Below are 14,355 nucleotides of genomic sequence, written 5' to 3' on the forward strand. Positions count from 1 at the left end.
TTTATACAATAATAATGTACATTTTGGGCTTTAACCAGCTCAATTGCATGACGCCCGACATCCACGATCCGCAACTTACAAAACAACTTTTTGGCGATGATTTTGCCTGGGGAGTATCTACTGCCGCCCTGCAAACAGAAGGCTCATGCGATGCTGACGGCAAGGGCCCATCCATATGGGATGCCTTTTCGGCTAAAAAAGGTAAGATCTTAAATAACGATAAACCTATCGTAGCGTGCGAATTTTACGAACATTACGAACGCGATATAGATCTTATAAAAGAATTAAATATCCCTAATTTTCGTTTTTCTATATCATGGAGCCGGATCTTACCCAATGGTGAGGGCAAAGTAAATAAAGCAGGTATTGATCATTATAATAAGGTTATTGATTATTGCCTTAAACAAGGTATTGAACCATGGGTAACTGTTTACCATTGGGACCTGCCACAAGCGCTTGAAGACAGGGGCGGCTGGACTAACCGTGCTGTTGTAGATTGGTTTACGGCGTTCACTACTATTTGCGCCCAAAACTTTGGTGACCGTGTAAAAAATTGGATGGTGATGAATGAGCCTGCCGTGTTTACCGGTGCGGGTTACTTTTTAGGAATGCATGCGCCCGGAAGGAGAGGGTTACGGAATTTTTTACCTGCCGTACATCACACTGTATTAAGTATAGTTGCGGGTGCTAAAGTTTTACGGAAGCTTTTACCTGATGCTATAATAGGCACAACGTTTTCTTGCTCATATATTGAGCCTTTTTCTGATAAGCCAAAAGATATCAACGCGGCCAAACGTGCCGATGCTCTAATAAACAGGCTATTTATTGAACCTATTATAGGTTTGGGCTACCCAACCAATGAGGTTGTGGCCTTAAAAGGGATCTCAAAGTATTACCGGCCGGGTGATGAAGAAAAGCTATCGTTCGATTTTGATTTTATAGGGCTGCAAAATTATACCCGTGAAATTGTAAAATACTCTTTCTTTACCCCATACATTGGCGCCAGTTTAGTTAAAGCCGAAGACAGGAATGTGGAAGAGTTAACCACTATGAGATGGGAAGTATATCCACCGGCTATTTATCATATTCTTAAAAAATTTAATGCATATCCGCAGATAAAGAAAATACTGATCACCGAAAACGGGGCTGCCTTCCCGGATGAGGTAATTAATGGCGAGGTTAACGATCCTAAGCGGATAGCCTACCTGCAAACTCATTTGCAACAGGTTTTAAAAGCTAAACAGGAGGGATGTAAGGTAAGCGGTTATTTTGTGTGGACACTTACTGATAACTTTGAATGGGCCGAAGGCTATCACCCAAGGTTTGGACTGATATATATCGATTTTAAGACTCAGCAGCGTATTGTTAAAGGATCAGGACAATGGTACGCCAATTTTTTGAGGTAGATCTGCAACAATATCCGTTCCCACTAACGGCAGGCTTATATAAAAGATTGTTCCGTTTAACCCGTTACTTTCAAACCATATTTTACCGTTATGTTTTTCCATTATCTGCCGGCAGATAGATAAACCCAACCCGAATGATTTTTCGCCGGCTGTACCCGGCCTTTGCGCACTGGTGAACATATTAAACACCTGGTCTTTTAATTTATCCGGGATGCCAATGCCATTATCCTCAACCGCAATAACTACCTGTTTATCTTTTTCAAACACCTTTACTTCAATAGATGCACCAATAGGGCTAAATTTAATGGCGTTACTTATCAGGTTACTTATAACCCGCCATATTTTTTCGCGGCTTATGTATAGTTCCTGTTGCTTATCTAAAGTTTGCAATAAAATTTGCTGGCCCTTTTCTGCGGCTTTAAAACGTAATAGTTCAACACTGTTACTTACCAGCGAATTAATCTCTATCTGATCAAGATTTAGGTTAACAGATGACATATTTGTTGCCTCCAGTATTTCATTGATCAGTTCCAATGAGTTATAAGAGGTTTCCTTGATTAGGTTTATCAGTTCTTTTTGCTCTTCGTTGTACTCATCTTCGGCCATCATAGCGGTTAACGACGCTATACCACCAATTGGGTTACGCAGATCATGTGCAACAGTACGCAATATGCGGTCCTTCTCTTTACTACTATTATTAAGATCATTTAGTGCGCTTTCTAATATCCCATTTTGTTCGTTTATCTGCTTATTTAACAGGTTAACTGTTTGTACATCTTTTTTAGACCGCCGCCAGTTACGATACACCAGAAATATGATGATAAGCGCCATTACAGCAAAAAAGATAGATACATATAAATAGATAGCCTGCAGCTTGTTATCATTGCTTAATAAATCTATCTCATGCTGCTTTTCATAATTGGCCAGCTGCTGGTCAACGTCAGTCTGCATTAAAAGGCTTGCCTTTTGTGTAATTGAATCTTTTAATGAGTCGTAAAGCTGTAAGTGACCGATCGCTTTTTTCAGATCATTTTGTTGGATGTAGTAATTGCCTATCAAACGATTATAATCTGCTTCGGCATCATCGTTTTTTACAGAGTCCAATTGTGCACGCAAATTCCCGAGTAAAGTAATTAACGAATCTTTTTCCCCGAGATTTAGATAGATCTGGCCCAGCTTAATTTCAGTTAACTCGGCATCATGATTATCGCGCCCTTTTTGTAAATTGATCGTTATGCTTTTTTTGAGCAGCGCCGCTGCCTGTACATACTGTTTTTTTTGAATGTAGATATCTGCCTGGTTACCATAAATAACACCGCGTGCCGCTTCTAATTGTTGTTTTCTATCCGGATATAAGTAGCCTTTTTCTTTTACAAGGGCTAACGCTTTATCAAAATAGATCATGGCGCTATCCGGCTGGTTAAGATGGCGATAACTCAAACCGATATTGTCTAAAAGTTCCTGCCTGCGATAAAAGAAAACAAAACCATCGCCTGAATTTTTAAAGAACCCATAGGTATCTTTAAAATAATTAGAAGCTATTCTGTAATGCCCCTTTTTATACATCATCATGGCCATACGATAAGTATAATCGCCAAGGGCTTCTAAATTTAAATAGTTTTTACCAATAAGATACCCCTGGTAGTATGACTGGTAGGCATCGCTAAATTGCTTTAGTTCAAAAAGCGCATCGCCGCGGGCAAAACTTGCATCAGCTATATTCAGATAATACTGCCTGTGTTTTTCGCTTGTAGCGTTTATGGCAAGCATACTATCAGCATAACGCAGGCTTTTGTCAAACTGGGATACTGTTTTTTGATAGTAAATGAAATGATATCCGTAGAAACGGAAACGGTCGTTTATAGTTGGGTTTTCTATCTTATTAAATGACCTGTCAAACGCAAGCAGGCCTTGTTTAACATCGCCTTTTAACCAATCTTTTTCTATTTGTTTACGGGCTTGTTCAAACTCTTTGGAGTATTTACCGTCGTCTTTATAGGTGTTTTTGGGGGAGCAAGATGCTAAAGCTATCAGAAAAGTATAAAGCCAAAAATGCCTGTTTAAAGTTTTGGCAAAATTGTCTTTATTCCAGATCAATGTAAGTTAATTAGGGGTAAACAACAAATATAATACTCGCGTGCAAATACTTACTACTAATAAATATTTTTTTGGATGCTTTTACTACTATTTAAAAGCATCTTCACCAGTTATATCCATGCCGGTTATTAGCAGATGAATATCATGGGTACCTTCATAAGTAACCACCGATTCGAGATTCATCATATGCCGCATTATTGGGTATTCACCTGTAATTCCCATACCGCCAAGCATCTGCCGGGCTTCGCGGGCTATGTGCATAGCTATCTCAACACTGTTACGTTTAGCCATTGATATTTGCGCGGCTGTTGCACGGTTCTCATTTTTTAAAGTTGCCAGGCGCCAAACCAGTAATTGCCCTTTTGTAATCTCGGTTATCATTTCGGCCAGTTTCTTTTGCTGCAGCTGAAATCCTGCTATTGGCTTTCCAAATTGCACCCTTTCTTTTGAATAGCGCAGGGCGGTGTCATAACAATCCATAGCCGCACCTAAAGCACCCCAGGCAATACCATATCGGGCCTGGTTGAGGCAGCCTAAGGGGCCTTTTAATCCGGCAACATTTGGCAATATATTTTCTTTGGGTACTTTAACATTATCAAAAACAAGTTCGCCCGTGGCAGATGCACGTAACGACCACTTATTATGTGTGGTTGGCGTGGTAAAACCTTCCATGCCGCGCTCTGCAATCAATCCGCGTATTTTGCCCGTTTCATCCTTTGCCCAAACAATTGCAATATCAGCAAAGGGGGCATTTGAGATCCACATTTTGGCACCATTTAAAAGGTAGTGGTCGCCTTTATCTTTAATATTCGTGGTCATGCCGCCGGGGTTTGAACCATGATCTGGCTCGGTTAGCCCAAAACAACCCATTAATTCGCCCGAAGCTAATTTGGGCAGGTATTTTTGTTTTTGTTCCTCAGATCCGTACGCGTAAATAGGATACATTACCAATGACCCTTGTACAGATGATGTAGACCGTATCCCAGAATCTCCACGTTCAAGCTCCTGCATAATAATACCGTAAGCCATATAATCCAACCCCGCGCCACCATATTCAACAGGTATGGTTGGGCCAAAGGCACCTATTTCGGCAAGCCCCTTTATCAGGTGCATCGGAAACTCAGCCTTTTGAGCATAATCTTCAATAACCGGGCTTAATTCTTTCTTTACCCAATCGCGTACACTTTGGCGTATCAGCTTATGTTCTTCAGATAACAGTTCATCTAAAAGGTAATAGTCAGGTGCTTCGTACAGGTCGGTTTTAGCCATGGCAGTATAAATTGGTGGGTCAAATATATTGAATTAGGGGCGACTTAAATATGCCGAAATCGTTGTTTTTTATTGTGTGAGACCCCTTTATTACAAAAAGTAGCTTTAAACCGTTTAAACATATTTTTTGCGCGAAAACTTTTTTGAAAATTTATTATCAGTCTCGCAAAAAATAACAAATGAAGTACCCGTCAATTTTAATCCCATCCAAAATCAAATAATCCGCTTACTTTTGGTTATGGTAAAAGTAGCTTTAGAAGGTGCAGAATTTTTTGCTTATCACGGTTTTTACCCGGAAGAGCAACTATTAGGCACCCGTTTTTTTGTTGATGTTAAAGTGAATTTCAATGCAAAAAATGCTTTAAATGATGACAGGATAGATAACACAGTTAATTACGAGGTGTTGTATTCAATTGTACAAACGGAAATGAGGCATCCCCGCAAGTTGATAGAAACTGTTGTACAGGCAATAATTAATAAGATTGTGAGTGAATTTCCGTTTGTAAACGAAGTAGTGGTCACTATAAAAAAAATGAATCCGCCGTTTAACGGCCCGGTTAATAATTCGGCTGTTACTATCAGTTATCTTAAAGATCAGAATTAAGATGGCCTATAATAAAATTACCGGCGATATATTGGAGGCAATAACAGCAATTGTTGGTGCGGGTGCGGTTTTGAGTACAGCTGCAACCATGGAAAGTTATAGCCATGATGAAACCGAAGACCTTGTATATTACCCGGAGGTTGTTGTAAAGCCAAAAACCACTCCCGAAATCTCTTTGTTGATGAAGCTTTGCAATGAGCATTTAATAGCGGTAACGCCACGGGGGGCGGGTACAGGATTAGCCGGAGGGGCATTGGCCATAAATGGCGGTTTAATGATCTCGATGGAGCGCTTTGATCAGATATTGGATATTGATGAGCAAAACCTGCAGGCCACCGTTGAGCCCGGTGTTATTACAGAAACATTTATTAATGCAGTTGCCGAAAAAGGTTTGTTATATCCGGTTGACCCTGCAAGCAAAGGCAGCTGTTTTATAGGCGGCAATGTTGCTAACTGCTCCGGCGGGCCAAGGGTTGTTAAGTATGGTACCATCCGCGAATATATCCTGAATATGGAGGTGGTTTTACCATCCGGCGAGGTTATCTGGACGGGCGCCAATACGCTTAAATATGCGTCGGGATATAATTTAACCCAACTATTTATAGGATCGGAAGGTACATTGGGGATTGTCACCAAAATAGTTACCAAGTTAATTCCAAAACCAACATTGGATGCTTTGATGCTGGCTTCTTTCAATTCAAATGAGGATGCCTGCGCGGCTGTTTCGGCCATATTCAGGGCAGGGGTTATACCATCGGCATTGGAGTTTATGGAACGCCGTGGAATGGAATGGGTGATTGAGCACGATAATATCAGCTTTGAGCTAAAAGACGGTGTACAGGCATTTTTATTAATAGAAGCAGACGGTAACAACCAGGATGTAATATTTGCCGACTGTGAAAAGATAAACCAGGTGCTGGAACAATACAATTGCCAGGATGTGCTGTTTGCAGATTCATCAGCACAAAAGGCCGACCTTTGGCGCATCAGGCAAACTATGGGTGTATCAGTTAAATCAAACTCTGTTTATAAGGAAGAAGACACGGTTGTACCCCGGGCGGCTTTACCCCAACTAATAAAAGGCATTAAAGAAACAGGCGCTAAGTACGGCTTTGAATCTGTTTGCTATGGCCATGCCGGCGATGGTAACCTACATGTGAACATTATTAAAGGCAACATGAGCGATCATGACTGGAAAAACAACCTGAAAGCTGGTATCACCGAGATTTTTGAGCTGACTGTAAGCTTAGGCGGTACACTATCCGGCGAGCATGGAATAGGGTTGGTGCAAAAAGATTTTATGCCTTTGAAATATACTCCCGCTCATTTTGCCATTTGGAAAGGTATAAAAAGCGTATTTGATCCGAACGGGATATTGAACCCGGGAAAGATATTTTAGATTTTTGTGTAAATAATTTTTGTGTAGTCGCTCGGCTCCAGCCGAGTGACCATTATTATAAGGCCTCCGGCCGCGGCAAGATGCCGCAAAATAGTCGTCACTCGGCTAGAGCCGAGCGACTGGTAATATTTCTTGCAAATCAATTTGTATTCAAAATCAACCCAGGCTCATCATATTCAATCATTTTCTTACGGCCTTCTTTTGGGATGGGGATAGATTTGTTGGCGGCATAATCATAACTGATGCACACCGTTTTGCAGGTGGTGCAAATCTCTTCGCCTTTATCGCTGCGCTTAACTAAAACATGCATAACATCAAAACTGCTGTTGCCTATGCGCGTTACGCGTACATAACAAACAATATGGTCGCCAAAGGTTAGGGGTTTTAAGTAATTGATCTCTGACCGCCCAACAACAATTCCATTTTCTTTCATGTTCCAGCCGGTAACCTCGTGCCAGTAACCAAAACGGGCTTCTTCAAAGTAGGTTAAATATTTTGCGTTGTTTACGTGCCCTGCAGCATCCATATCAGCAAAGCGGATAATTATGTCGGTCTTGAATTTGTAATCTGAAAGCTTTTCGGCCATTTTGTCTTGATAAAATAAATCACGCAGACATATTGTCTTGTAATTACACTGAAAATTCCGTTGGTATAACTGTTGATTATACATCAACGAAGTTAACAAATAAAAATTTTAGGAGGATAAAAACCATGACTTTAGTAAAATTTAACAACGGACTAAAAAGCAATAGCAACCCATTCTTTAACGATGTTTTTGATTCGATATTGAATGACACTTTCTTAAGTGACAAATTGGTTGCACGAGTACCAGCAGTTAACATTGCTGAGAACGATAACGAATTCCATGTAGAATTAGCTGTACCGGGCTTAAAAAAGGAAGATTTTAAGATCAACCTTGACAAAAACATTTTAACAATATCAGCAGAAAAGAACAGCGAGAACAGTACTGAAACTAAAAAGTACAGCAAACGCGAATACAGCTATAATTCATTTGTAAGGTCATTTACCCTACCTGATAGCGCCGATCATTCAAAAATTGAAGCTGACTATACCAACGGCATATTGAAATTAACCGTTGCAAAAAGAGAAGAAGCTAAATTTCAATCAAGAGAAATAGCTGTAAAATAATAAGAATTTGTTTTCATAATTGGGTTTAGTTAGGTGAGAAGGCCGCTTTGTAAAAGGAGCGGCCTTTATTTTTGCATCCGTCTCCCTCTCCTTTGGAGAGGGCCGGGGTGAGGCTTATTTTTAAGTCCTCTCCAAAGGAGAGGATTTAGGTGAGGCTTAACTATGCCCGCATGTTAATATACTGCAAAGGCTGGCCAAAATCTTCGCCACGGCAAAGGCTTATCACCGCCTGCAGATCATCTATCTTTTTGGCCTGAACGCGCACCTGGTCATCCATAATAGACGCCTGTACTTTAAGGCCGCTATCTTTTATTTTCTTGACTATCTTTTTAGCGGCTTCTTTATCAATCCCTTCTAAAACCTTTATCTCTTTGCGTATCATATTACCCGATGCATAGTGCTCTTTACCAAAATCAAGCGCTTTAGCGTCAAGGCCTTGTTTAACCATACGGCTTATTATAGCATCCTGTATGGCTTTAACGCGCATATCATTCTCGGTTAATATATGTATCTCATTGGTCTTTTTGTCCAATTCTATAGTGCTTTTTGAATCATTAAAATCATAGCGGTTCAAAATCTCTTTTTTGGCTACATTGATAGCGTTATCCAATGTCTGTCCGTCTATCTTGCTTACTATATCAAATGAAGGCATAATTTTAGGTATTTATTGAGGATACAAAGCTAATGTAAGATTTTTATAACCTGTAATTATTAACAAACAAAACAGATTAAATACAATTACTTAATATTAACTTAACAAATAAATAAGCAAATTTGTCACTTCGGCTGTTTAAACAGCACATTCTATGGATATAAAAAAAATTCCTTTAATTAACAGGGAGATTAGCTGGTTATATTTTAACGACAGGGTTTTGCAGGAAGCTGCCGACCCTACAGTGCCCCTGATTGAGAGGATAAAATTTTTAGCCATATTTTCATCCAACCTTGATGAGTTTTATAGGGTAAGGGTGGCAACATTAAGCCGCCTTAGTAACCTCAATGAAAGGGCTAAAGAAATTTTAGGCTACAATCCCAAAAAGATTTTAAACCAAATAAAAAACATCGTAATAAAGCAGGAGCGGAAGTTTAATGATTTGTATGAAAACATTATTGTTAAAGAACTTGCCGAAGAAAAGATCTTTTTACTGAACGATAAACAGCTGAATGTTACACGTGGTACTTTTGTAAAAGATTTTTTCAGGGACAGGCTGCTATCCACATTGGTACCTATCATGCTGGATGATGACCTGCCTTTACCTGAGCTGCGCGACAGGGCTATTTACTTTTTTGTAAAACTTACCAAAAACAAAAAGTCCAGATTTGCACTCATCGAATTTCCTGATAGCCTTTCCCGTTTTTTGGTGCTGCCGGATACCCATAATTTGAAATTCATTATCCTGCTTGATGATATTATCAGATATAGCCTTGAGGATATCTTTTTCATATTTGAGCATGATAGCATCGAGGCCTATTCTTTACAGCTTACCCGTGATGCTGAGCTTGATCTGGATAAAGAAGTAAGTGTAAAATTTATTGATTCGCTGGCTAAAAGCCTGCAAAAAAGGCGTAAAGGCAAACCAATGCGCTTGTTATATGATAAAGAAATGCCGTTGGATATGCTGTCATACTTAGTTAGAAAGATGAAAGTAGGCGGCGAAAACCTTATACCGGGTAACCGCTATCACAACTTTAAAAATTTTATAGCATTCCCTAATGTTGGCCGGGCAGATCTGCAATACAATAAAAGCATCCCGTTACCGGTTAAGGGATTATCATTCGGCAAGAGTTTGATGAGCATGATCGCTAAAAAGGATTTCCTCATCAGTACACCATATCAATCATTTGATTATATTATTCACTTCCTGCGCGAGGCGGCTATCGACCCAAAAGTTAAAGAAATAAGCATTACGGTATACCGCCTGGCCGAGAATTCCAAGATCATCCACGCGCTTATCAATGCGGCTAAAAACGGTAAAAAGGTAAACTGTTTGGTTGAACTGCGCGCTCGGTTTGATGAATCAAATAACATATTCTGGAGTAACCGTTTAGAAGAAGAGGGTGTAAACGTGTTGTATGGTATTGATGGCTATAAAGTGCACTCGAAAGTTTGCCTGGTAACCCGTATGGAAAAAGGAAAGCCTTTTTACTATGGCTGCCTGTCTACCGGAAATTACAACGAAAAAACGGCCACCATGTATGCTGATCATACACTTTTAACAGCCAATAAAAGCATCACTACAGACCTGGTATATATATTCAGGGCCCTGAATAAAAACCTGCTTCCTAAAGATTTAAAGCATTTAATTGTATCGCCCATTGATTCGCGCCCTGCAATTTATAAGCTGATAGATAATGAGATCAAGAACGCCAAAGCGGGTAAAAATGCTTACATGATATTTAAAATGAACAGCCTGGCCGATGAGCAGTTAATAGCCAAGTTGTACCAGGCCAGCAATGCCGGTGTAAAAATTAAAATGATCATTAGAGGTATGTGCTGCTTAATAGCAGGGGTTAAAGATTATAGCGAAAATATTGAGGTTGTAAGCATAGTTGATAAATACCTGGAGCATGCCCGTGTACACATTTATGGCAATGGCGGTAAAGAACTGATCTACCTTACATCTGCCGATTTCATGACCCGCAATATTGATAACCGTGTTGAGGTAGGTTTCCCAATTTATGATGATGACCTGCGTAAAGAGATAAGAGATATAATCAACATACAACTAAACGATAATACTAAAGCAAGGGATATAACGGTTACCCATACCAACAAGTATCACAAAACAAAAGCCGAGTTGCTTACCCGTGCACAAATAGATATTTATAGCTACCTGAAACATAAAAACATAATAAATTGAGATACGCCGCCATTGATGTAGGATCAAACGCAGTAAGGCTTTTGATAGCAGAAATAATTGAGAACAACGGATCTATCTCCTTTAAGAAGAATACGTTATTACGTGTCCCGGTAAGGTTGGGGGATGATGCGTTCCTGAATAAAAAAATATCAGATAAGAAAGCAAACGACCTGATAAAATCTATGCAGGCGTTTCGTAACCTGATGGATGTTTTTAAAGTTACCGACTATATGGCCTGTGCAACATCGGCTATGCGTGAGGCGGTTAATGGGCAGGACGTGGCTAACCGGATAAAAGAAGAAGCCGATATTGATCTGGAGATTGTACATGGGCAAAATGAAGCCAGGATAATTTATGCCAGCCATGCCGAAGTGAACATAGACAAGGGTAAAAATTACCTTTATATTGATGTAGGCGGTGGCAGTACGGAGTTATCCCTGTTTAGCGGCGAACAGCTATTAGCCTCCCAATCATTCAACCTGGGCACCATCCGCATTTTAGATAACCAGGATAAAGACGAAACCTGGACAGAGATGAAAAACTTTATTCGCGAGCATACCCGGGCGCATAAAAATATTTTTGGCATCGGTACAGGTGGCAACATCAATAAACTTTACAAGCTTTCCGGAGAGAAGGATAACAGCGAGCCATTGTCTTATCTTAAATTAAAAACGCTTTACAATTATTTAAATTCTTTTTCATTGAAAGACAGGATAAATGTACTTGGCCTGAATCAGGATAGGGCAGACGTGATAATTCCGGCTTGCGAGATATATTTAACCGTACTAAAATGCGCCGGTATAAAAAGCATTTATGTGCCTACAGTAGGCTTGGTTGATGGTATTATTCAAATACTTATAGACAAAAATTTTGAAAATGCAGGTTAAATTTATTTTAACAAATTGTTTAAATAAATAAAAACACTTGTTATATTTGTGATGCCCGCTCAAAGGGCATGTTTTTCATAGGTAGATGTAGGGTCGGGTACGAGTTATTCGACCCTTTTTTGTGCCTGTAACTTTTGTTCCGTTTATTTGTACCTATAACATGATGAAGAAAAAAATTGTAGTTGCTGTTACTGGTGCAAGCGGGTCTATCTACGCCAAATTATTACTGGATAAGTTACAGCAATTGCACGATCAGATTGCCGAGGTTGCCGTTGTAATGAGCGATAATGCCAAACTGGTATGGGAATTTGAGCTGGATGATGCCAGCCACGACAATTATCCATTTAAAACATACGACAAAAAGGATTTTATGGCGCCGTTCGCGTCAGGTTCTGCCCGGTTTGATACTATGGTTGTAGTTCCCTGCTCAATGGGTATGTTAGGGCGCATCGCTTCGGGCGTATCTGATGATCTGATAAGCAGGGCAGCCGATGTTATATTAAAAGAGCGCCGCAAACTGATATTAGTAGCCCGCGATACACCGCTCAATCTTATCCATATCCGTAATATGCAAACAGTTACCGAGGCTGGAGGCATTATTTGTCCGGCTATACCATCATATTACAGCAAACCTAAAACTATCGAAGAACTGGCCATGACGGTTGTAAACCGCGTTATTGACCTGATAGGATTAGAGAACGAAAGTTACCGGTGGGAGGGAATTTAATTGGTGATTTATTGAGTTAGTGAATTAGTGATTATGAGAAAAACATACCTGCTTATCATATTTGTTTTAACGTGCACACTTTCTGCATCAGCGCAGTTAAAAAAGGCGTATGTTAAAGACCTTGCCTTTATGACCGGCACCTGGACGCTTAAACACGAATGGGGCGACATGGAGGAGTTTTGGGGCCAGCCAATGGGCGATAATATGGTAAGCACTTTCAGGTGTGTTAAAAACGGCAAGGTGGTATTTTATGAGTTTATGGCTATTGAACAATCTGATAGCATCCCGGTAATGAAGCTTCGCCATTTTAATAAAGGCAGCATAGGCTGGGAAGATAAGGACAAACCATACCTGATGCCCGCCGTAAAAATTGCCGCGAACGAGGTCGTATTTGAATCGCTCGATAAAGCCGTTCGCATTACTTATAAACGCATTAATCCGCTAAAAATGGATTGTATTTTGGATGAAAAAGATAAGGATGGCAAGTGGAAGAAAGATGTGTTTAATTATGCGTTAGTTAAACATTGATTGGGTTTTCCTGAAGATTTTACATTCCTTTTAATAACCAATCATTAATTCACTAACCCACTAATTCACTAAATGCTTATCTTTGCAGCTTCAAAATGAATAAGAAAGTTGCTTTTTATACACTTGGATGTAAGCTGAATTACTCAGAAACATCATCCATTGGCCGCCTGTTTACACAGGCCGGTTTTGATACGGTTGATTTTACCGATACGCCTAATGTATATGTAATTAACACGTGTTCAGTAACCGAGAACGCCGATAAAAAATGTAAAAAAATAGTTAAAGAAGCACTCAAGATCTCTCCAAACGCATTTATTACTATTGTTGGCTGCTATGCCCAGTTAAAGCCAAAAGAAATTGCCGAAATACCCGGTGTTGATATGGTTTTAGGTGCTGCAGAGAAGTTTCAACTTGTTGATTATATTACAGATCTTACCAAGAAACCGAAAGCCGTTGTTTATAACCAGCCGGTTTCTGAAGCTAATCAGTTTGTACCATCATACTCTTTTGGCGACCGTACCCGTACTTTCCTGAAAGTGCAGGATGGTTGTGATTATTCATGCACATTTTGCACTATTCCGCTGGCACGTGGCAGCAGCCGAAGCGATACCATTGAGAACGTTATAGCACAGGCAAAAGATATTGCGGCATCAGGTGTAAAAGAAATAGTGCTGACAGGCGTTAACCTGGGCGATTTCGGCATTAGGGACGGCAATCGCGAAGATCGCTTTTTTGACCTTGTAAAGGCGCTGGATGGCGTAGAAGGTATCGACCGGATCCGTATATCATCCATCGAGCCAAACCTGCTTAGCGACGAGATAATTGAGTTTGTATCCACTTCAAAACGTTTTGTACCGCACTTTCATATTCCGCTGCAATCAGGCTCTGATAAAATATTGGGATTAATGCGCCGCCGGTATAAAAGAGAATTATATGCCAGCAGGGTAGCAAAGATCAAACAGGTAATGCCCAATTGCTGTATAGGGGTTGATGTGATAGTTGGTTTCCCCGGAGAGACAAGAGAAGATTTTATAGACACCTATAATTTTTTGAATGAGCTGGATGTTTCTTATCTGCATGTGTTTACCTATTCTGAACGCGAAAACACCCCTGCAGCAGAAATGAGCGGCACAGTACCCGGCTCAGCCCGTGCAGACAGGAGTAAAATGCTGCATATATTATCTGATAAAAAACGACGTTCATTCTATGAAACACAGCTAAATAATTCTGATGAAGTTTTGTTTGAGGGCGATATAAAAGATGGCTTTATGCATGGCTTTACACGTAACTATGTAAAGGTAAAAGCCAAATATGATCCTGTGCTGGTGAATGAGATCAGAAGGGTTCATTTAACCGCAATTTCACCTGACGGTGATGTTGAAATAACAGAAAGCGAAGAAATATTAGTGCATTAACTCCTATATTCGC

13 protein-coding genes are annotated in these 14,355 nt (G+C 40.0%); 9 read left to right on the plus strand and 4 right to left on the minus strand.

Annotated elements, in window-relative coordinates:
* The first annotated feature begins 47 nt into the window (after positions 1 to 47).
* Positions 48 to 1,406 (plus strand): GH1 family beta-glucosidase, encoded by a 1,359-nt coding sequence (locus WC743_RS13090; RefSeq protein WP_373012455.1) that lies wholly within the window; start codon positions 48 to 50, stop codon positions 1,404 to 1,406.
* On the opposite strand, the gene WC743_RS13095 is transcribed toward WC743_RS13090, so the two are convergent.
* Both WC743_RS13095 and WC743_RS13100 read right to left on the minus strand, forming a co-directional pair.
* Positions 1,374 to 3,503, minus strand: coding sequence for an ATP-binding protein (locus WC743_RS13095; protein ID WP_373012456.1), 2,130 nt, complete (start codon positions 3,501 to 3,503; stop codon positions 1,374 to 1,376). The genes WC743_RS13090 and WC743_RS13095 overlap by 33 nt on opposite strands.
* A gap of 87 nt (positions 3,504 to 3,590) precedes the next feature.
* Entirely contained in the window at positions 3,591 to 4,772 is a 1,182-nt protein-coding gene (locus WC743_RS13100) for an acyl-CoA dehydrogenase family protein (protein ID WP_373012457.1), read from the minus strand.
* Between the two features lie 238 nt (positions 4,773 to 5,010).
* Here WC743_RS13100 and folB point away from each other — a divergent pair, with 238 nt between their 5' ends.
* Both folB and WC743_RS13110 read left to right on the plus strand, forming a co-directional pair.
* Positions 5,011 to 5,376, plus strand: a complete 366-nt coding sequence (gene folB, locus WC743_RS13105) for a dihydroneopterin aldolase (RefSeq protein ID WP_373012458.1) — start codon at positions 5,011 to 5,013, stop codon at positions 5,374 to 5,376.
* Position 5,377: 1 nt separating this feature from the next.
* Positions 5,378 to 6,775 (plus strand): FAD-binding oxidoreductase, encoded by a 1,398-nt coding sequence (locus tag WC743_RS13110; protein WP_373012459.1) that lies wholly within the window; start codon positions 5,378 to 5,380, stop codon positions 6,773 to 6,775.
* Between the two features lie 139 nt (positions 6,776 to 6,914).
* On the opposite strand, the gene WC743_RS13115 is transcribed toward WC743_RS13110, so the two are convergent.
* A complete protein-coding gene (locus tag WC743_RS13115) occupies positions 6,915 to 7,361 on the minus strand; it encodes an acyl-CoA thioesterase (RefSeq protein ID WP_373012460.1) in 447 nt (148 codons plus the stop codon).
* 125 nt (positions 7,362 to 7,486) lie between these two features.
* Between WC743_RS13115 and WC743_RS13120 the strand changes: the two genes are divergently transcribed.
* Entirely contained in the window at positions 7,487 to 7,924 is a 438-nt protein-coding gene (locus tag WC743_RS13120) for an Hsp20/alpha crystallin family protein (protein ID WP_373012461.1), read from the plus strand.
* Between the two features lie 160 nt (positions 7,925 to 8,084).
* On the opposite strand, the gene WC743_RS13125 is transcribed toward WC743_RS13120, so the two are convergent.
* Positions 8,085 to 8,576: a YajQ family cyclic di-GMP-binding protein gene (locus tag WC743_RS13125; protein WP_373012462.1), complete on the minus strand. Its 492-nt coding sequence runs from the start codon at positions 8,574 to 8,576 to the stop codon at positions 8,085 to 8,087.
* A gap of 154 nt (positions 8,577 to 8,730) precedes the next feature.
* Here WC743_RS13125 and ppk1 point away from each other — a divergent pair, with 154 nt between their 5' ends.
* The 5 genes from ppk1 to mtaB all read left to right on the plus strand — a co-directional run bounded on the left by ppk1 (position 8,731) and on the right by mtaB (position 14,342).
* Positions 8,731 to 10,785, plus strand: a complete 2,055-nt coding sequence (gene ppk1, locus WC743_RS13130) for a polyphosphate kinase 1 (RefSeq protein ID WP_373012463.1) — start codon at positions 8,731 to 8,733, stop codon at positions 10,783 to 10,785.
* On the plus strand, positions 10,782 to 11,672 hold the full coding sequence (locus WC743_RS13135; protein WP_373012464.1) for an exopolyphosphatase: 891 nt from the start codon (positions 10,782 to 10,784) through the stop codon (positions 11,670 to 11,672). Before ppk1 ends, WC743_RS13135 begins: the two co-directional genes overlap by 4 nt.
* A gap of 160 nt (positions 11,673 to 11,832) precedes the next feature.
* Entirely contained in the window at positions 11,833 to 12,399 is a 567-nt protein-coding gene (locus WC743_RS13140) for a UbiX family flavin prenyltransferase (protein WP_373012465.1), read from the plus strand.
* A gap of 33 nt (positions 12,400 to 12,432) precedes the next feature.
* Positions 12,433 to 12,927 carry a DUF6265 family protein gene (locus WC743_RS13145; RefSeq protein ID WP_373012466.1) on the plus strand — a complete coding sequence of 165 codons (495 nt, stop codon included), beginning with the start codon at positions 12,433 to 12,435 and terminating at the stop codon, positions 12,925 to 12,927.
* A gap of 95 nt (positions 12,928 to 13,022) precedes the next feature.
* Positions 13,023 to 14,342, plus strand: coding sequence for a tRNA (N(6)-L-threonylcarbamoyladenosine(37)-C(2))-methylthiotransferase MtaB (gene mtaB / locus WC743_RS13150; protein WP_373012467.1), 1,320 nt, complete (start codon positions 13,023 to 13,025; stop codon positions 14,340 to 14,342).
* Positions 14,343 to 14,355 lie beyond the last annotated feature (13 nt).

Source organism: Mucilaginibacter sp., from assembly GCF_041660805.1.
Lineage (GTDB): Bacteria > Bacteroidota > Bacteroidia > Sphingobacteriales > Sphingobacteriaceae > Mucilaginibacter.